The organism is Sphingobacterium sp. UBA7855 (assembly GCA_002500745.1).
Classification (GTDB): domain Bacteria; phylum Bacteroidota; class Bacteroidia; order Sphingobacteriales; family Sphingobacteriaceae; genus Sphingobacterium.
On the sequence record DLST01000022.1, the window covers coordinates 26,356 to 46,348 of the forward strand.

14 protein-coding genes are annotated in these 19,993 nt (G+C 40.2%); 9 read left to right on the forward strand and 5 right to left on the reverse strand.

Translation table 11 applies throughout. From position 1 onward, the window contains the following. Positions 1 to 3: 3 nt before the first annotated feature. Positions 4 to 3,060 carry a SusC/RagA family TonB-linked outer membrane protein gene (locus tag B2107_RS21725; RefSeq protein ID WP_293957864.1) on the reverse strand — a complete coding sequence of 1,019 codons (3,057 nt, stop codon included), beginning with the start codon at positions 3,058 to 3,060 and terminating at the stop codon, positions 4 to 6. A gap of 178 nt (positions 3,061 to 3,238) precedes the next feature. On the opposite strand from B2107_RS21725, the gene B2107_RS21730 reads away from it, so the two are divergent. Next, complete coding sequence (locus B2107_RS21730; protein WP_293957866.1) at positions 3,239 to 6,142, forward strand: two-component regulator propeller domain-containing protein; 2,904 nt, start codon at positions 3,239 to 3,241, stop codon at positions 6,140 to 6,142. 191 nt (positions 6,143 to 6,333) lie between these two features. Continuing rightward, positions 6,334 to 6,789 (forward strand): FAD-dependent oxidoreductase, encoded by a 456-nt coding sequence (locus B2107_RS21735; RefSeq protein WP_293957868.1) that lies wholly within the window; start codon positions 6,334 to 6,336, stop codon positions 6,787 to 6,789. A gap of 80 nt (positions 6,790 to 6,869) precedes the next feature. Here the strand turns inward: B2107_RS21735 and B2107_RS21740 are convergent, their stop codons facing one another. The 3 genes from B2107_RS21740 to B2107_RS21750 are packed head-to-tail and all read right to left on the reverse strand — an operon-like array spanning position 6,870 to position 9,853. Beyond that, complete coding sequence (locus B2107_RS21740) at positions 6,870 to 7,706, reverse strand: glycosyltransferase family 2 protein (protein WP_293957870.1); 837 nt, start codon at positions 7,704 to 7,706, stop codon at positions 6,870 to 6,872. A 4-nt stretch (positions 7,707 to 7,710) separates the two neighbouring features. Further along, positions 7,711 to 8,823 (reverse strand): glycosyltransferase, encoded by a 1,113-nt coding sequence (locus tag B2107_RS21745; protein ID WP_293957873.1) that lies wholly within the window; start codon positions 8,821 to 8,823, stop codon positions 7,711 to 7,713. After that, a complete protein-coding gene (locus tag B2107_RS21750) occupies positions 8,768 to 9,853 on the reverse strand; it encodes a glycosyltransferase family 4 protein (RefSeq protein ID WP_293957875.1) in 1,086 nt (361 codons plus the stop codon). Before B2107_RS21750 ends, B2107_RS21745 begins: the two co-directional genes overlap by 56 nt. Positions 9,854 to 10,223: 370 nt before the next feature. On the opposite strand from B2107_RS21750, the gene B2107_RS21755 reads away from it, so the two are divergent. Together B2107_RS21755 and B2107_RS21760 are read left to right on the forward strand one after the other, a co-directional pair. Continuing rightward, positions 10,224 to 11,081 carry a helix-turn-helix domain-containing protein gene (locus B2107_RS21755; protein ID WP_293957877.1) on the forward strand — a complete coding sequence of 286 codons (858 nt, stop codon included), beginning with the start codon at positions 10,224 to 10,226 and terminating at the stop codon, positions 11,079 to 11,081. A gap of 75 nt (positions 11,082 to 11,156) precedes the next feature. Continuing rightward, positions 11,157 to 11,873 (forward strand): FAD-binding oxidoreductase, encoded by a 717-nt coding sequence (locus tag B2107_RS21760; RefSeq protein WP_293957879.1) that lies wholly within the window; start codon positions 11,157 to 11,159, stop codon positions 11,871 to 11,873. A gap of 246 nt (positions 11,874 to 12,119) precedes the next feature. Here the strand turns inward: B2107_RS21760 and B2107_RS21765 are convergent, their stop codons facing one another. Then, a complete protein-coding gene (locus B2107_RS21765; protein WP_293957882.1) occupies positions 12,120 to 12,494 on the reverse strand; it encodes a winged helix-turn-helix transcriptional regulator in 375 nt (124 codons plus the stop codon). Between the two features lie 86 nt (positions 12,495 to 12,580). On the opposite strand from B2107_RS21765, the gene B2107_RS21770 reads away from it, so the two are divergent. The 5 genes from B2107_RS21770 (at position 12,581) to B2107_RS21790 (ending at position 19,988) form a co-directional block, all read left to right on the forward strand. After that, a complete protein-coding gene (locus B2107_RS21770) occupies positions 12,581 to 13,129 on the forward strand; it encodes an NAD(P)H-dependent oxidoreductase (RefSeq protein ID WP_293957884.1) in 549 nt (182 codons plus the stop codon). Between the two features lie 280 nt (positions 13,130 to 13,409). Continuing rightward, positions 13,410 to 14,003, forward strand: coding sequence for an RNA polymerase sigma factor (locus B2107_RS21775; RefSeq protein WP_293957886.1), 594 nt, complete (start codon positions 13,410 to 13,412; stop codon positions 14,001 to 14,003). 87 nt (positions 14,004 to 14,090) lie between these two features. Further along, the gene (locus tag B2107_RS21780; protein ID WP_293957888.1) at positions 14,091 to 15,176 is read left to right on the forward strand and encodes a FecR family protein; all 1,086 of its coding nucleotides are present in this window, start codon (positions 14,091 to 14,093) and stop codon (positions 15,174 to 15,176) included. Positions 15,177 to 15,243: 67 nt separating this feature from the next. Continuing rightward, positions 15,244 to 18,285: a SusC/RagA family TonB-linked outer membrane protein gene (locus B2107_RS21785; RefSeq protein ID WP_293957891.1), complete on the forward strand. Its 3,042-nt coding sequence runs from the start codon at positions 15,244 to 15,246 to the stop codon at positions 18,283 to 18,285. An 11-nt stretch (positions 18,286 to 18,296) separates the two neighbouring features. Beyond that, a complete protein-coding gene (locus B2107_RS21790) occupies positions 18,297 to 19,988 on the forward strand; it encodes a RagB/SusD family nutrient uptake outer membrane protein (protein ID WP_293957893.1) in 1,692 nt (563 codons plus the stop codon). Positions 19,989 to 19,993 lie beyond the last annotated feature (5 nt).

Here is a 19,993-nt window from a genome sequence, read left to right on the forward strand (position 1 = left end):
TAATTAGAATGATACTTTGACCCCCAGGCTGTAGGAAGAAGCAATCGGATACACATTGGCATCGAATCCCATTCCAGCTATTTCGGGTGTAAAACCATTGTATTTTGTAAATATAAAAGGGCGGTCGGCAGTTGCGAACACACGCGCGGGTATTTTATTGAGTTCAAAATTATAACCCAATTGTATATTTTGTATCCGTAGGTATGCTCCACTTTCCACAAAAAATGAACTTGCCTGAAGATTCCAAGGGGCAACGGATCCTTTGGCAGATGGGTGCGTATTACTGCTTCCTTCTGCAGTCCAGAGGTTTTCGACGAATGCGGCATCAACATTCATCTGATTGTATTTTCGGCGCATTGCACGGTTAAGATTATGTATCTTGTTGCCGGATACGCCTTGAAAGGCAATACTTAGATCAAATTTTTTATAATCAAACGCGAGGTTAAATCCGTAGGCTATCGTAGGAAGATAATTGCCGAGGTTTACCCGATCTTTTTCATCAAGCTCGCCATTATTGTTCTGATCCCTATATTGAAGATATCCAGGTAAAATAGGTGTGTTTGGATTCTGTTGATTGTATCTTTTTGCTATGGGATCTGCATCAATCTCGGCTTGATTTTGATAGACACCAGCTACTTCATAACCGTAGAAAAAGTTTATGGGTTGATTCAGTTCTATACGTGCGGGGAATTCAGCAGACCATTCTGGATAACCATTCATTATGCTTTCTAGTCCACCGAGATTCGTAACGCTGTTTTTTAGGGTAGTCAGGTTTCCGCCAATCGCATAGCTCAATTCGCCAATTTTGTCTTTCCATTGCAGACCAATTTCCCAACCACTGTTTGTTACACTTCCCCAATTGCCATATACGCGATCCCACGAAAAGGGGATAGGTCGGCTAAAAGCAAGGTCATGTGTAGTGCGGTGATAATAATCTACCGCGCCGGTCAAACGATTATTCAGCAAGGCAAAGTCAAGTCCGCCATCCCATTCTTCCACAACTTCCCAGCGCACTTGGGTGAAAAAACGGCCGACGCGATATCCAGGTACGCGCGTTCCATTGGTAGTTCCTTCGCTTCCAAATATCCCTGAGTAGTTATTGCCTGAGTACACTGTAGCATAGCCTGCATTAGGCTGAATACCATCGTTCCCCAATTTACCCCAGCTTCCACGCAATTTAAGCTGGTTGAAAAGTTTTTGATTTTCCATAAACTTCTCCTCGGTCAATACCCAGCCTAGGCCCACTGACGGAAAATAACCCCATTTCGTTTGGTATTTTGAGCTGCCGTCTGCACGGAATGTTGCTGTTAGCAAATATTTGTTGTCATAATCGTAGGTGCCTCTGGTAAAATAGGATATTCCGGCATTTCGGAATCCCTTCTCTCCATATCCTGTGGCGGAACCCGTACCTTGCGCATCCACACCAACATACCAAAACTCCTCCGATTCTGGCACATCATTGGCTTGTACCCAAGTTTCCCGCCAGCGTTCCTCACGTGATGATTGTCCGAGCAAAAATGACCAGTGATGTTTACCCGCCTGATCTTTATACGTTAGGAGATTGTCCAAAATATAATTGGTGTTGCGTGCTTGCGCTGAACGTAAAAAGGAGCGGTCATTGCGCTGATCATTGTCAATGTAGTAAACAGGATTATAGTTTATATTATGTGTGGACTGATACCTCTGGCTCAGCTGCGAACGAACAGTGATCTTGTCCTTCCATAATGTTGCCTCGAGATAAATCGTCGGAAGAATCTGGAACCCCTTTGTCTGATTCGTATTATAAAAAGCTGTAGCTACCGGATTGTTATACCAAAATCCCGATTGCATACCGATGGCGGTACTTGATCCAAATTTTTCCGGTTTGGACAGTTCCAATGATTGGTCATAAACAGGGTAGAGTGGCGATGCGAAATAGGCTTGTCTAAAAGCAGCATTATTAGGCGAGTAGGTTTTAAAGTTATTGATGTGTGCGCTAAAACCCGCTTTCAGCCAATCTGTTACTTTGGCATCAGTTTGTAAGCGGATATTGTATTTTTGATTCATATTGCTGGCATCCATGATGCCATCCTGTTTGACATAATTGAGCCCCATGGAATAGGTAATTTTATCAGATCCACCCATAATATCCAGGTTATGATTGGTGATCAGAGCCTTGGAGCGCAAGAGCTCTTTGAACCAATCGGTATCCATCGCCGGGTTGGTCGTTGTCCCACCATATTTTTCCACCGAACTTTTTACGAAGGCCTCATTTCCAATGGCTGTTGCATATTCCGCATATTGCTTTGCATTAGCCATTTTCAAAACATGTGTTGGGGCTTGGAAACCAGCGAAGCCATTATATGTAACTTTCCCTTTCATATTTAAACTTCCTTTTTTGGTGGTCACCAAAATGACACCATTTGCGGCACGTACTCCATAGATTGCTGCGCCAGAAGCATCCTTTAAAACCGAAATGTCGGCAATATCATTAGGATTGAGGAAATCAATATTGTCCATGAACATGCCATCCACCACATATAGAGGACTTTCATTATTAAAAGAGCCAACGCCACGTACACGAACAGCGGGCGAAGATCCGGGCGCGCCCGAACTTACGATTTGCACACCAGCAACAGCGCCTTGTATTGCATCCATTGGGTTGGAAACAGTACGTTTGGCCATTTCTTCCATATTTACTGTTCCTATGGGCGCTGTGAGGTCGCCCTTTCGTTGCGTACCGTAGCCTACAACTACCACTTCATCTAGATTGAAGTCACTGTTGTTTTGCATGAGCTGAATCGTTAAGATATCTCCATTTATGGGTACTGTCTTCGCCTCATATCCTAATGATGAGATGATAAGGTATTTGACGTTTGTAGGAATAGCGAGTGAAAATTCCCCGTTTTCATTGCTGCTTGTCCCAATCTTTGCATTTCCTTGCACAGTAATGCTTGCCGAGATAGGAGCACCTTTTTCGTTTGTAATCCGTCCAGTCACTGTTTTAGTCTGCGCACTTACTATAGTGGATAGGCAAGAGAACAGTACAGTACTGGCAATAATACTGATATTATTTTTCATGTGTAATGAATTGAAATTTAGGAATTGTTTATAATTATCAAGAATCAAAATTAGGCTTAAGCAGCTTATTGTCGAATTTTAGGGGTACAACAACACTACATCATGTTGGTTTTTTCGGCGGCAATTCAATATATTTGGGGTACGTCAAGTTTACGTCAGCCAATTGAAAGGAATTATTATGAGGTGTTTTGCCATTCTGTTTTTTATATTGTTTTCTGTTTTTTCAAAAAGGCTATCCGCGCAGGAGTTACTTGGCTTACCTTTGGTTTATAACTATGGTAAATCGGTCTATCAAGGGGGAAGTCGCACTTGGGATATAAAACAAGATAGCCAGGGCATCATGTACTTTGGTAACAGTGAAGGGCTACTGACCTTTGATGGACGATATTGGAAAACATTTTCCCTCCCCAATCATACCAACATCCGTTCTATCTGGATTGATGATGAAGATCGAATTTATGTTGGCGGACAGGGTGATTTTGGCTATTTTGAGCGTTCGCCGCAATTTGGCCTTGTTTATCATTCCTTACACGATCTTGTTCCAGAAGGATATCGGAATTTTGCAGATATCTGGAATACGGTTGGCGTCGGGCAATCTGTTTTTTTTCGCGGTACCAATGCGATATTTGAATTGAAGGGACAAAAGATTCGAGTACATCCAGCGGCGGATGAGTGGTATTATATGGGGCAGTCGGACGGCATACTTTATGCACAGGATAAAAGCAATGGTTTGTTGGAGTTTCGCGACAATAAATGGAATCCCTACGTAAAAGACTTACCCTTTAAAGATGTGAAGATCGCATCCATGCTCTCCCTTGGCAAAGGCCGTTTGTGGCTGTCTACTTTAAATAACGAAACTTACAGCTTACAGAACCGGAAACTGACAATACTACGTACGCAGGGTGGCGACGGCAGCTATACACCGTCTATAGGGAAAATAGATGACTCAACCTTCGTTGTCGGTAATGCCAAAGAAGGTTGCCAGATCCGTAGCCTAAATGGCAAAACAATTCAAAATATCGGTGTCAGGGAAGGCTTGCAAAATAGAAATGTAACTTCCGTCTTTGTGGACAGACAGAAGAATATATGGGTGGGTACAGACAATGTCATCTCTGTGATCAGCTATGGAAGTGCCATTCGCTATCTTCGGCCCAATATGGAGAATGATGTGACGGGATATTCTACACTCCTCTTCAATAATAAACTTTATCTTTCCTCCTCGAACGGAGTTTATTATGCTAGAATAAAAGAAGGATTGACCGATCAAAGCCGTTCACCAGCTTTTTTTTTCCTCCTTCCGGGTAGCGATGGTGGCGAAGCATGGCGCCTTGAACAACTTAATGGTCAATTACTACTTGGACACAACAAAGGTTTATTCCAGATTACGGATCATTCCCTCAAGCCAGTTCGGCAGGGGATAGGAACTTGGAAGTTGCTTCCCCTTAGTATGGTTTATCCGGTAAAGGAAAGTTTAATAGGGACCTATAATGGCCTCGAGTTGCTTGATTTTAATCAAGGCTTATTCTCGATAAAAGGCCCGCTAGATGGACCTTCTGATTCTTTCCGATTTCTCGAACAAGATGACAAAGGGACTATCTGGGCATCTCACCCATATCGGGGTATTTACCGGATTACGCTGTCGGACGATAAGAAATCGTATCAGGCCAAACTCTGCAATCATAAAGATGGGCTACCTGCCGATTATCAGAATTACGTATTTAAAATAAAAAATCAGATTGTCTTTGCGACGGAGAAAGGGCTTTATCGCTATGATTATAAGATAAATCGTTTTTTGCCTGCAGAACAGTTCGCAGCCTTTAAAGACTTGACCATACGTTATCTAAAAGATGACCAGCAAGGAAATATCTGGTTTTGTACAAGGAAAATGGTTGGGGTAGGGCGATTTGATTCCAAGCTTGGAACCTATCATCTTATTAATTTTCCTGAGATAGAAGGGATGAACACCACAGGATTTGAACATATTTATACTATTGACCAATACAATATCTATATAGGAGCAGAGAAAGGGGCAATTCATATCAATTATGATAAGTATTTGAAACATAGTGTAAGGCCTGTAGCCATGTTATCTCAAATTATTGCAACAGGAAAAAGGGATAGTCTTATTTATGCAGGTTTTCTTTCAAATGCCTTTGAGTCAAAAGAGGATCCACTCAATGCTAATAAAGGCAACGTCCTAAGGTTACCTTCCATTTTTAACTCTTTCCGATTTAGCTTTTCCTCACCAAGTTATGGGATAAATCAGCATCTTGAATTCAGTTATAAATTATTGGGTTATGATGACGAATGGTCTTCATGGAACCCCCAGTCTGAAAAGGCCTATACCAATCTGCCGGATGGACAGTACACGTTTCTTCTGAAAGTAAAGAATAATTTAAACCAGCAATCCGATGTGGCCGAATACCGATTTATCGTTTTACCCCCATGGTATAAGACCCTATTAGCCAAAATTGCTTATTTTCTATTGGCTATACTCGCTGTGTTTGCCTTGATTCATTTGCGTAAAATAGAGAGACACAAACAGCAGCTGAAACATGAGCAACAGTTGGCGCAACTCCGTTATATCCATCAGCTGGAAATTGAGAAAAATGAGAAAGAAATCATGAAGTTGAATAACGAGAAATTAGCACATGAAGTGATGTCCAAAACAAAAGAACTAGCGAGTACTAGCATGCAGTTGCTTGAAAATTCGGGTGCATTAATTAAAGTTAAGGATGAACTCGCAAAGCTTGATACTGGCGATCACGAAGACGCTAATTTGAAACGTATTAACATGTTATTGAAGGATATTGAAAAGAATAGTGCAAACTGGAACCAATTCGCGAGTCATTTTGATGAACTTAACGACGGATTTTTAAACAATTTGAAGGCAAAGCATCCAACATTATCTCGAAATGATCTCAAAGTATGCGCGTATTTAAAATTGCATTTTACATCCAAACAGATCGCTCAGCTGCAGAATATTACCGTTAGGGGAGTAGAAATTCATCGGTATAGACTACGCAAAAAATTGCAGATCGAAACGGAGTTGTCTTTAAATGAATATTTAAATACAATTTAATTTGAGACATTATCTTATTCCAAAACGCGATTATATCTTATTAATCAATACGTATCTGTTTTGTTATCTTTAACAACTTCATGTGTGGTGGCAAAATTAGGAAGGAAAGTTAACGTATCAACTGAATGTAACTATGAAAAATGAATTACAATATTGAGTAGTAAAACCTAACAGCCCATTAACGGAATTTGTTGAAAGTCTTTGCATTTAGAATTGAACAATCCATTATTTTAAGTGCAAAGGGAGAGGAAAGTTTATCATTTTATACCGGTTGTAAAGTGTCTGAAAATTGGGTGCAGGACTGCGGTATTGACTTTAACGATAAACAACAGGTTTTCGAGTGGTTTAAAATCGCTTTCTCGCCATGGGGTAAGCAAAGGCAGGAACTTTTTTCAAGTGATGAAATTTGGTGTATCCCACGTCCACAATACCATTTTCCATTAGACCAAACTTGGATGACATTACCTAACTTGACATTGCTTGGCGATGCGGCGCATCGTATGCCACCATACGCCGGTGAGGGAGTAAACCAAGCAATGCAAGACGCTTTTGAATTAGCAGAAAATTTAACAAACGATGGCTTTCCCGACATTCAAACTGCCATTGCACATTATGAAAAAAAATACAAGAAAGAGTTTCATTGGTAATTAGTGATACGTTGAAAAATACTGAAATATTACACAGCGAAAATGGGCTTATTAAATTACTTCGTATGTTTAAATAGTTTCTATTCCGTTAGACTGGCCACAATTTCTTGATTTGATGGTTCACGAATAATGATAATCTCATTATCTTTAAAAATTATAAGGCCGCTTTCACTAAATTTATTTAGCCATCCCATCATGGGCCAGACTCCCCACTTTTGAAAAAATTGAGTAGCGTTGTTGACAATGGATTTAAAGTGGTTTAAAGGTGGACTATAACTTGGGTGATACTGGTGATACGCCAATGCATCGATTGTAATATGAGCTATACTATTTTTCCTTGCGCTGAAGCCAAAATCTGTATCTTCAGCGCCATATCCAATATAGTTTTGATCGAATCCACCAATTTTATTGAAAGTATCTTTGCTACACCCAAAATTGAGTGACCAGAATAGTTCGTAACTAAATTGATTTAACTCTTTCCTGACAGGGTCGGCCCTACTGTTTTCCATTAATTGCGACATCCAGTCAGGTTTATCTGCAAAGCCTTTTTTTAAATACCTAACCCTACCGCTTAGTAAAGCATTCTTTTTATTCGAGTAGGGCAGATACTGTTCGATTAAATTTTGCGCAGGAATGCAGTCTACGTCTAAGAAGATATTAAAGGAAGAGCTAGAACTTTTTATGGCCATATTCCTTGCTTCGCCCAAATTTAGATCCCCTTCTGTTTCCATTTCTACGGTGTTTATTCTAAAGGGATATTCATCATCTTCAAATGGGTATGCACGTTCATTGATAAACACGATCACTATTTCTGCCGGTAAGATAGAATTTTTAGCGAGTCCGTTAAGCAGGTTTATCAGCGCATGATGGCGTTTATGTACAATTGTCAATACGGAGACCGGAGCAGTGGAGCACATATTTCTAATTCGATAATGTTTTAAATAATTGTGAGTGCAGTTTCTTAAGCTGTGTTGCAATTTCAGAAGTCGCTTTTGGGTTCATCAATTTTTCCCAGCCTTCGATCTTCAATTTTTTTGTCTTTTCAATGATATGTAACCAGTTTGCCTGATGTAAATCTTTCTCTTCTACCACCTTGGCTACTCCTGCATTTTCCAATATTTTGGCCTTTATTTTTTGTTCTTCAAAAGGCCTTTCTGCAGGTATACAAATAATCTTTTTCCTTAAATCACCCAATTCCATTATGCAGTTATGCCCCGCATTGCTAATTACGATCCCGCAATTTTTAAGTATAGGGTATGCATTCTTTGAATTGCCATAATAACTGACTCCATCAATAGCCTGATAATTTTGTATGGTACCAAGTATATGTAAATTGAATGTTTGCGGTAGATCCCTCCTAATTTGAGCAATAAGCGGCAGGTCAAAACATGTGCCACCCTGGCCAAAGAAAATAGCTATCTGATCTTCCGAACTCGAATGCTCTTCAATTGACATTCCGCTATATTTGGAGAACCCACCTGAATAAAATGTCTTTTGTATAAACTCCTTTTCGATAGGCTGCGCCATTAATTTTGCGTAGGGTGCCAGCAGAAGAGATGCGCTTTCATAGGCCAGTAGGTGCGGAGTATCAGACCGGTCACCGTGCTGCCTCACCACTACGGTTGGTATCCCACAGAGACGGGCTAGTAATGCGATCTCGACAGACACATCAACAATAAGTAGGCAACGGTTATTTTTTCCGAAAAAATTTATTATACGATCGTTTCTCTCCACTATTCCCTTCACATTAAGAGGGGCATAATGTAAAAAATTCAACTCACTACTTGCCCAATCCTGATCGCTATCAGTAGGCGTGTCAAATGGCAATTCGATTGTTAAGATATCTTCCGGTAATAGATCTTTATAAGTTGCCAATGAACTACCAAAAAATACCACTTCGTTATGGGGAAGTTGCTCTGCTATGGCTAAGGCTCTCGTCAAATGACCCGCCCCGTGGTGATGGATATAAAAAGCGTACTTATAGGGCATACTTACTTTCGCAATTTTCGATGACTTGGGCAAATACATTTTCATAGGAGGATACCATTTCTTTAATATCCAAAGCTGACTCAGCATGTGCTCGACAAGCTTTTCTACTAAGCTGCGCCGCATCGTTTATGCATTTTGCCAATTCAACCACCGAGCACGATGCGGTAAGACATCCCGTTTCGTTATTTACAATCTTTGGCAGTGCTCCTCTCGCGAAACCCGCAACTGGTGTTCCGCAAGCTAAGCTTTCGGCGACAACCAAACCGAAAGGTTCTTCCCAACAAGGCGTAATAACACTTACTGCTGCATTCCCAATAAGTTCATTAAGTTCTTCGTGTGTACAGTGCTCTACCCACTCAGCGCTTTCATCCAGAAGCGGCTTAACAAAAGTTTCAAAATAGTGCTTGTCGGCAACTGAACCCGCTATTTTGATAGGCCTTCCGGCCAATTTTGCTGCTGCGATTGCAAAATGGGTTCCTTTATCCGGATGAATTCTACCGAACCATAAGACATAATTTCCGGCATTTTTAGCTGTAAATATCCATTTGTCCAGATTGATACCATTTTGTATAACCTTGCATTCGGTGATATAAGGCTCCCACGAAGAAGCATTTGTTTCCGACACAGAGACATACGTTATTTTTTTGTAGCGATTTGCTGCCAAAATAGCCCTTTTCATCTCAAAGATAGGAGGAGTATGCAATACGGTTACCATTGGTGTTTGCATAAGGGTTGCCATTGTAATCGGTACATAATTTAGGCTATTGTTAAACACCACATCAAAATCATATTGGTCTATCTCCTGCATCAGTTCCAGATAAGCGTGATGCGTAGAGATAAAATCCTCACTTAACTCGTGAGAGCGAAATCTGCTCAATGTTTCCATATCATAATCAACATCGCTAAGGATAGAATGTACATTTAGATTAGGATCCGAATGCTCACTCGCAAACAAGGTAACCTCATGCCCCCTTTGCAGTAAAAGTTTAGTTACTTCGTATGTAAAGGCTTCCAGTCCGCCCATAAATGGTTTGCGGATGGGATGTTTTAAATGAGCAAGCACTGCTATTTTCATAATATATTGAATGTATATATGCTGGCGACGTCACCATGCTGATTAGAACACGGCCAAGAGAAATTGGTTCACCACTATTTAAAATTATTTTTGGACTATCCCGGGCCAGTTGCTTACATGGTTAATACTGCGATGCAATATAGGGTTGTCTGTAGTTTAGTTAGTCGAGTTGTAAGGTCAATATTTGTATTTTGATAATTAGAAACAAAGACTGTTAGCTGTTGTTATATCTTTTTTTACGCTTTAGGTATGTTTACATTAATTTTATAAGACTCGAGATTATCCTATCTATTGCCGTCAATAACTATGGCAGTTGATTTCGTTGTAGGCATTTATTGTTACATTTGTATTTAATAATAGTTTAAAATCTATGCGCAAACGGACGGTATCTATTCCTATTAGAACCTGGGGTCGAGATTACGGTAATGGCATAGCTGTCATTAATATGGAGTCGGAAATTCCAGGAAGTAAAGAATTCAATTATGCACATCGACACGATTATCACCTTTTCGTATTGCAGGAAAGTGGCATCTCGCATACCGAAATTGATTTTAAGCAATATTTCATAGATCGGCCTACTATTATCTATCAATCGCCAAATCAGGTACACAGGGCTTTGAAAGTTAAACAGTTAAGCGGTTTTATAATGACCATGTCCAATGAAAACTTACATGCGGATTATTTGAAAATATTGCAGATGAATACACCTGTCGAGCCATTAACTTTATCCTCAAAGACAGATTTAGCAATTATACGAGAAGCTTTTTCTTTATGTAAAAAGCTATTCGATCGAAGAGATGACAAACTATACGATCGCCAGGTAAGAGACAGTTGCAATACCTTAGTTGGCCTATTTATGTCGCAATTTCTCAAACAAACAAAAGACGCAGAGAAACTTTCGCGTTTTGAAATAGTTCATAAGGCATTCACGGGTTTACTTGAGCAAAATTTTGTGAGCATGAAACGTCCCGCAGACTATGCCGCAGCATTAAACATCTCCGTTGCTTATCTGAATGAGTGCGTGAAGAACGCAACAGGTGTATCCGTTTCATATCAGATACAACAACGAATTATTTTAGAGGCTAAGCGCCTGCTTTATCACTCAGATAGATCCGTAAAGGAGGTTGCAATTGAATTAGGCTACGATGATTATCCTTATTTTTCGCGACTATTTACCAAAGTTGCAGGAGTTACCGCTTTGACATTTCGTAGAAAAAACCACGATTAATCCAATACTTACTCTCTTCTGTTCTTTTTTATACGATCGAATCTCGTGTACTTTGCTTAAACAAAATGTAATATTATGCCAAGTGCACCAAAATGGTTATTTGATACTTTAGAGTTCTTAACGCCCAAGCTACCCTTGATCGAAGTTGTTGAAACGGTCTTTTTATCAAAATCTGTTAAGAAGATTTGTTTTAAAGGTGATTTAAAAGACATACAATTCGCGGTCGGCTCCTTTATCGACTTTAGGGTGAACGATACAGAAGCGCGAAGATATTCGGTTTCTTATTCAGAGATTGAAAAGGGTTTGTTTGAATTCATCATTTATTTGAATGGTAAAGGTTGCGGAAGTAGTTTTATGGCGAACGTAAAGGTGGGCGACAAAATAGTTATGTATAAGCCGAGAGCGATAAGTAGGTATTATGATAAAACAGCGCGAAGGTTTGTGATTTTTGGCGATGAAACTTCATTAGCACTTGCTGTTTCTTTTCTTCCGGTTTTAAAGGAGAATAAACGACAATTTCTGTTCATTTTTGAATTAGACGAAGAGAACAAAGAAGTTCCAAAATTATTGGGTTTGGAAAACTGCCTTATATTTCCCAAAAACTTTTTGTTCAGTAAAGAGGACTGGCTAAGCGGAACACCGATAATTAATTGCTCGGATTGGCACGAAGCCAGTTTTGTGTTGACCGGGAACGTAAAGTCGGCTCAAACGTTTCGAAAAATCATTAAAGAGAAATCAAATGGTAACATTTATTTACATGGCTATTGGCTAGAGGGTAAAAAGGGATTATAGCATTAGCACTTTAGCATTGCTATCGGGTACGATGGAGAAATGTCAACATGGCCAATATCACATGATCTCCAGCGCTTTATAGTAAACTGATCTTATGAAGCTGCCTAACCGTAGAGAACTAGATGTATAGCGAAATTAATGTTACAAAAACAAGCTGTAAGTTCTGATGGTAATCATTCTCGAAAAATAGATTTACAGCCGAATCTTAGTGTGATAGTAAATACGGGCGATGCAAAAGTATAGTTGTTATGAGACTTTTATAAACTCACCATTTTCACTTACTACTTCATTACCCCATTTCGTGATGGCTTCCAGAACTGGAAGAAGACTTTTTCCTAAATCGGATAGGCTGTAAATTGTCATTATAGGAGGCTTATCGCCATATGACCTCTTCGTGACTAAACCATCTTTTTCCAATTTCTTTAATTGCAAACTCAATGTCATTTCCGTAATTGCAGGCATTTCTTTCCGAAGCTCATTATACCTTTTTGGTACATCTTTTAAATGATACAGGATAACGGCTTTCCATTTTCCACCCATCAAATCCATTGTCAGACTAACCGTACAAGGGTAACTTTTCCCTTTAAGTGTCACGTAATCGCCGGTACATTCTGTTTTCATGCTACATTTATTTCGACCTATCCATCTTGATAGTTATTGCAAATGCAATTTACTTAAAATAGTTTTGTTACTAAAATAATTATAGTATGTCATTAGTAATTTTAGCACACCCCAATTATGATAAATCTTTTGCTAACAAAACGATTATTGAAGAGCTAAAGAGCAACAACATGAATATTGAAATCAGGGATATCTATGCATTATATCCTGATTATGATATTGATGTAAGAGAAGAACAGAAAGCTCTTTTACGCCATAGGAACATTATTTTTCAATACCCGTTTTATTGGTACAATATGCCGGCCATTTTAAAGCACTGGTTTGATAGGGTATTTGAGTATCAATTTGCTTATGGTTCAAAAGGAGATAAACTAAAGGATAAAAACTTTATACCGAGTTTTACAGTAGGTTCATCAGAAAGAAGTTACACCGCTTTAGGCTTTCAGCATTTTCGTGTGTATGAATTTTGTAAACACCTTGAGCAGACAGCTTACCATACCCAAATGAATTACATTGAGCCGATTTATTTTCATGGTACTTCGCTAGCTGCGGGCTATACTGAGGAAGAAATAAGAGCCAATGCAAGACTGCACGCAAAAAAATTGATACAGAGATTGATAGAATTGGAAAGATAGCGACTTCTATTCACGAATTCATGCTAAAGGTCAAAGTTGAATGAATAAAAATAAATAGTTTTTAGCATCTTTGTTGCAATTCCAAAATACAGGTTTTAAATTTATTTAGTACTAAAAGGGAAATTACATAATTAAAATGATCATAATGCCTACAAATTCACTTCATAATAAATAATCCGAAGGGACTATAAAATTTTATTTGGGGTACCAATGATTTTGATTTAGTAAATTTATCACTATATTAATTTCGTCGTTCGTACCAATTATAAGAATTTGCCAAATGAAATCTCCTAAAGAAGCTGCTACCCTGGAAAAACTTAAAAATGGAGACTTAAATTCGTTTAATGAAATTTATTTCCATTATTCGCCGAAGATCTATATTAGATTGATTAAATTGGTGAAAAATCAAACTATTGCAGAAGAAATCCTACAGGAAGTATTTACCAAAATATGGCTCAAACGTGAAAAAATTGACCCTAATAAAGGATTTGTCTCATTTCTCAATCATATTTCGGATAATTTGGCCATGGATTTTTTTCGAAAAGTGCAGAGAGACAAGGCCCTTCAGTTGGAAATTTGGGCTTCAGCAATAGAACTCTATTATCATACCGAAGAAAAACTGTTTTTCAAAGATAAACAACAGATGTTAACCAATGCAATTGACTCCCTGAGCCCCAAACGAAAGGAGATTCTGTTGCTCAATAAATTTGAAGACAAAAGTTATAAGGAAATTGCCGATTTATTGGGGATTTCAGTCTCTACAGTGAGTAATCAACTCGTGAGCGCACTCAAAGATATCAAAGAATATATTCAAAAAAATTACCGAGACGAGTATATAATCAGTCTTTTTGCAGCCTTTTTATTTAAGCTATAAAAAAAATAAAAAAGCAATAGTGTGTTTCTCTTTGCCAAACGTATAGAGTAACAAATACAGCAATGTATTGAACTAATTATAGAAAATTTGAAAGAGCAATCCTTTAAAGATCAATTGTTGGCGTATATCCACAACCGCTTGGATGTGCAGTATTATGAGTCATTTTTTGACGAAATGGCGGAGATAGATGCTGCAATTCTGGAATTATGGATCGCTCAGATGCTGGATCAGGATGAAGGACAGGCATTACAACAAATTCCCTTACCAGATTTAAACATCGTTCATCTGAAAGTGCTCGATCATATCTATGCCGTAGATCCGCCCAAACCTATGCTAGTCCGAAGAATAAGCCCGTGGGCCTGGGCTTCTTGTGCTGCTGTTCTATTCTGTGTACTTTCGGTTCTCTTTTTGAAAAATTTCTCAAGCTCAACAAAAGAACAGGTCATCTGGTATGAAAATAAAAATGCTTACACGATCAATGTTCAGCTTCCTGATAGCACGACCGTTATACTTTACCCCCATGCAAAAATCGGATTTGAATATAATGGACAAGGCCACCGGGATGTACAGCAGGTGCAAGGTCGAGTTATTTATAAGGTGCACAAAAACAAAAATGCGCCTTTTCAAGTCAATTACAGCGGATATTTGACTACTGCCTTAGGAACAATATTTAGCGTAGACCCCAAGGATGCCGATCATGTACTGATAAAATTAATGGAGGGCAAGATCTCGGTCGGATCAGTGGCAGCGGAAAGTCGAAACTTAATATACCTCAAACCAAAAGAGGAAGTATTGGTCAACTTAAAACTGCTGCAGATGATTAAGTTTTCGGAGCCCGAATTGACAAAATCTCAGCCTGCTCGTGTGGATAAGGAGTTAAGAAAACTCATTCCACATCTAACCACCGCCAATGTCGAATGGACCAATCAGTCTGTCAAATTTAACCAAACCAAAAACGTTCAACTATTAAGAGTAATCGAAAGCCTTTATGATGTTTCGATTATATGCGATAATCCTGATTTGCTCAACAGTTCCTTTACAGGAAGTTTAAATAGCAAAGAATCGCTAGCCAATTTTTTGACCAGCTTCTGTCAATTGAACGGTTGTACATTCCAAGTGAACAATGGTATTGTCAACATCAGTAATTCGGGAAGAAAGGAGGACGTACAGTAAGAGAGAATCAAGCCAACGCGGAAAAATAAACCAAAATATAAATCAGAATAACCAACTGTAAACAATTATGAAGCATATTCTAATCAAATTAATGCTCGTGGGATTGCTATTTCCATACTTTTGTGTAGGATTTGCGCAATCAAACCTAAAAGTAACTGGTAAAATAGTAGACAATGAAGGGAATACATTACCCGGCGCAACTATTGATCTTGTCCACGAGAAGAGCAGTAAAAAATTCCATTTTGTGGCCGATAACAATGGATTGTTTGTTTTAACTCCACTTGTTGCTGGCGAAAATTATACAATCTATGCCCACCATCTCGGCTACGATACCGATTCTGTTAAGCATTTTGTGGCAACCGCTACCAGCAAAAACACCGTGCTTATCCGTCTGAAATCACACACCGGAATGATAGACGAAGTTGTTGTCGTCGGTTACGGTGTTCAGAAAAAGGTCAATTTGACGGGGGCTGTTTCCGCCGTATCGGGTGAAGATCTGAATAATAGACCTACTGGGCAAACTTCTTCGGCCCTTCAGGGCATGGCCTCTGGAGTAACCGTGACGCAGCGTTCCGGTAAGCCGGGAGCGGACGGTGCGGATATCCGTATTCGCGGTATCGGTACACTTGGCAACGCAGCACCGTTAGTGTTGATTGATGGGATCGAAGGTTCTATCAATAATATCGACCCCAATGTAATAGAAAATATTTCAATATTAAAAGATGCCGCATCTGCATCGATCTATGGCTCGAGAGCTGCCAATGGTGTTATCTTGGTCACGACCAAAAGGGGAAGTTCTGATAAAGTCGCTATTGCCTACAATAATTATTTCGGCTGGCAGTCTGCGACTAATATGCCCAAAATCGTCAATGCCCTGGATCATATGCTGCTGACGAATGAGGCGTATACCAATGTTGGTGCGAGTCCATTATATCCAGAAGATATCATTGCCGCTTATCGTAATCAGGGCAACGACAGCTCGGACGAGTATCCCAATACTGATTGGCAAAAGGAATCCTTGCAGGGGAATGGATTTCAGCAAAGCCATTTTCTGACAGTCAATGCAGGCACAAATAAAGTAAAAATGCTGACTTCGGTCGGTTATTTCGACCAGAAGGGCTTGACACTGAATAGTTCGTTTAAGCGCTATACCATCCGCAACAACGTGGATGTTAAATTCTCAGATCAGCTCGCCGTTAAATTTGACTTTCAATACGTCAATCCGATCGTCACCTCACCGGCAGCGAGCATCGAAGAACTTTTTCAGTGGATGAGCAGTATTCCTGCCAATCAATCCTTCAGAAATTCCAATGGTACCTGGGGATTGGGCTGGAATGGTAATAATCCCGTCTCTGCCGCGGCTGATGGTGGTGTTGCTACCAACAAAAGTCCATTTGGCAGTATCAATGCATCATTGATCTACAGACCCAAAGAATGGTTGACCGCCGAGGTCAATTATGCACCTAAATATGCGACTCAGGTAAATAAGAATTTCCGAAAAGCAGTGCAATCCTATTTTCCAGATGGTACGCCGAGCTTCTCGGTCCCTGTGCGGACAGCACTTACGCAATACAATAGCCAAGAACTTTTTAATAATATGCGGGCGACCCTTACGCTAAACAAAGATTTTGGTCGGCATCAGGTGAAAGCATTGATTGGTGGTTCGAGGGAAGACTACAAGATTGATTACTCCCAGGGGTTTAGGGACACCTACGTTCTCCCTGACTATGAAGTGCTCAATGCCGGTTCGGCATTAAATCAGTCAGCGACAGGAAGTGCTTCCGAGTGGGCATTACAATCTTTATTTTCCCGGATCAATTACATTTTCAAAGATCGTTATCTTTTAGAACTCAATGCACGCTACGATGGTTCCTCCAGGTTTGCCAAAGGTAAACGCTATGGTTTTTTTCCATCGGCATCCGCCGGATGGCGTTTTTCTGAGGAGCAGTTCCTAACAGCATCCAAGGGCTGGCTTACAGAGGGAAAAATCAGGGCATCATGGGGTAAACTGGGAAACCAGAATATCGGTACCTATCCAGCCGTGGCCTCTTTAAACCTAGGTTCTTACACATTGGGCAATGGCATCGTCAATACGGCAGCGCTAAATGATATGTCCAATCCTGATATTACATGGGAGTCTACCGAAGAGAAAAATATCGGAATTGATCTTACCTTATTTAAGCGATGGACTATTACAGCAGATTTTTACAATAGAAAAACCAGTGATATATTATTACAGCTGGATATCCCGCTCATCATTGGTTTAAATAAGCCTTATCAAAATGCAGGCGTCGTCGAGAATAAAGGTTGGGAGCTTTCCATGGGCTATCGAAGCGATCCGGCCAAAGACTTTAAATATAATTTTACATTCAACCTCTCTGATGTCAAAAACAAAGTGCTGGATATGCGGGGAATCAATCAGACTGGTCTAACGGTTAATCGGGAAGGCTATCCCATTAATTCGATCTTTGGCTATGTTTCCGATGGCTATTTCCAAACAGTGGAGGAGGTAAAAGCTCATGCCACACAGTTTGGTACCTTAGCTCCAGGTGATCTCAAATACCGTGATCAGAATGATGACGGAGTGATTAATGAGTCCGATAAGGTTATCATTGGTAGTACCATTCCACGATATACCTATTCGCTCAACTCCAATTTTAGTTTCAAGGGCTTCGACCTCAGTTTTCTTTTGCAAGGTGTAGGCAAAGCCGATGGCTACCTATACGGGGCCGGTATTCAGCCCTTTACGACGACCGGGGCAATTGGTGGAACAATTCGTGAGGATAATAAAGATAGATGGACACCCGATAATACTACAGCGAAATATCCCCGATTGGCTTTCGGACAGAACAACAACCATCAGTCTTCCCAATTTTGGATGAAAAATGCCGCCTATCTTCGCCTGAAAAATTTGCAGCTCGGCTATACCTTTCAGGCTGAGCTACTAAAGTCCATCGGGCTGAATAAACTTCGGGTATTTGTTAATGGTTCAAACTTATTCAGCATAGATAAATTTTGGGACGGTTATGACGTCGAAGCACCAGTAGGCTATGGTAACTTTTACCCACAGGTAAAGGTGTATTCTTTTGGATTTGATATTACATTATAAACTTGGCTTGTATGAAAACTCTAAATAAACTCGCGTTATATATGCTCTCGATTGCAGTTCTCCTTTTGGTGGGGGCATGCGAAAAATACTTGGACAGATCGCCCTTGGATGGCCCTTCGGACGAAAATTATTTCAAAAATCAGGATGAGCTGACATTGGTTGTCAATGGTTTGTACAGTGCCCTGGCATTTCATCCCACGGACGACATGCCCATTAACCTTACCCTTGATGATGCCACCGATATTGGGTGGGACCGTAATATCTCTGATTTACAGGCTGTGGGAAGGGGAGATCACGACAGCAATAATGGCTACATTCGAAATATCTGGACCAATTCTTATAAGGTCATTGGCAAATGTAATTTCATCCTGGACAATATCCAGAAGTTGGATGGAAAGATGGATGCCAAACTCCAACAGCGTTATAAAGGCGAGACACAGTTTATCCGGGCTTATGTTTACCAATATCTGATCGATTACTTTGGAGGAGTACCTTTGGTTACGAGCGGCCTAAGCCTTGCTGATGCCAACGTTCCGAAAACGTCTAAGGCTGAAATTGCTAGCTTCATCCTCAAAGAACTCGATCAAGCTGCCGCTATTTTACCGGTAAGCTATGGTTCGGCAGATATTGGGCGTGCAACCAAAGGGGCAGCATTGGCCATACGTGCTCGGGCAGCACTTAATAACGGACTTTGGGAAGAAGCAGCCCGTTCGGCCAAAGAAGTCATGGACCTAAACGTATATGCCTTACACACCGATTTCGGCCAATTATTTACGTATGAAGGGCAGGCTTCCAAGGAGATTATTTTTGCTTTTCAATATCTGCGATTGCAAAAAACAAAGACCCACAGTGCTACGCGCGGATTTCTGTCGCGCAACGCGCAAGGGACTTCCAACAAAATCCCATCTCAATCCATTGTTGATAGCTATCTCTGTACCGACGGATTGGCCATTGACAAATCTTCCAGATTTGATCCTAAAAAACCATTCGCCAATCGAGATCCGCGTCTGGGATATACTATTGCACTTCCCGGTAGCACGTTTTTTGGTTTTCAGTTTGAGACCCATAAGGATAGTATAACCTGTTGGAATTATACATACAATACATCTACGGCAGTACGTATCCAAAATCAGGATGCGATCAATGCTTATGCGACCTTTTCTGGTTATTGTTGGAAAAAATATGTCGATATAAAGGACAAAGATTTTACCATGGAATCGGAGTTAAATATTATTCAGAGCCGCTATGCCGAAGTGTTGTTGATTTACGCCGAGGCGATGGTCGAAAACAATACGATCGACAAAACCGTCTATGACGCAATCAACAGCATCAGGCAGCGCCCTACCGTCGATATGCCGGCAATCGCGAGTAATAAAACGCAAGCTGAGCTGCGCGAGATCATACGGAAAGAAAGACTTTACGAATTAGCCAATGAAGGCTTTCGCTTAGTCGATTTGAGACGGTGGAAATTGGCCGATAAATTTATGAATTCGACGCTCTATGGCCGCATTCCAAAAAGCTTGCTGGCCAATGCGCCGACGATCGATGGAGATAATTACGTGAATTATAAAAATGTCGCTAATCAGAAAGACATGCGGGTTATCGAGCTCCGCAAGTTCGATCCCGGCAAGAATTACCTTTGGCCGATCCCGAATATTGAAATTGTAACCAATAAAAACCTGGAACAAAATCCAGGCTATTAAATCCG

Excerpts from the sequence above, each read along its gene's own strand:
- B2107_RS21750 (WP_293957875.1), bottom strand. The coding sequence starts at position 9,853 with ATGAAAATAGCAGTGCTTGCTCATTTAAAACATCCCATCCGCAAACCA.
- B2107_RS21725 (WP_293957864.1), bottom strand. The coding sequence starts at position 3,060 with ATGAAAAATAATATCAGTATTATTGCCAGTACTGTACTGTTCTCTTGC.
- B2107_RS21730 (WP_293957866.1), top strand. The coding sequence starts at position 3,239 with ATGAGGTGTTTTGCCATTCTGTTTTTTATATTGTTTTCTGTTTTTTCA.
- B2107_RS21790 (WP_293957893.1), top strand. The coding sequence starts at position 18,297 with ATGAAAACTCTAAATAAACTCGCGTTATATATGCTCTCGATTGCAGTT.
- B2107_RS21770 (WP_293957884.1), top strand. The coding sequence starts at position 12,581 with ATGTCATTAGTAATTTTAGCACACCCCAATTATGATAAATCTTTTGCT.
- B2107_RS21745 (WP_293957873.1), bottom strand. The coding sequence starts at position 8,823 with ATGAAAATGTATTTGCCCAAGTCATCGAAAATTGCGAAAGTAAGTATG.
- B2107_RS21785 (WP_293957891.1), top strand. The coding sequence starts at position 15,244 with ATGAAGCATATTCTAATCAAATTAATGCTCGTGGGATTGCTATTTCCA.
- B2107_RS21765 (WP_293957882.1), bottom strand. The coding sequence starts at position 12,494 with ATGAAAACAGAATGTACCGGCGATTACGTGACACTTAAAGGGAAAAGT.
- B2107_RS21775 (WP_293957886.1), top strand. The coding sequence starts at position 13,410 with ATGAAATCTCCTAAAGAAGCTGCTACCCTGGAAAAACTTAAAAATGGA.
- B2107_RS21740 (WP_293957870.1), bottom strand. The coding sequence starts at position 7,706 with ATGTGCTCCACTGCTCCGGTCTCCGTATTGACAATTGTACATAAACGC.
- B2107_RS21760 (WP_293957879.1), top strand. The coding sequence starts at position 11,157 with ATGCCAAGTGCACCAAAATGGTTATTTGATACTTTAGAGTTCTTAACG.
- B2107_RS21755 (WP_293957877.1), top strand. The coding sequence starts at position 10,224 with ATGCGCAAACGGACGGTATCTATTCCTATTAGAACCTGGGGTCGAGAT.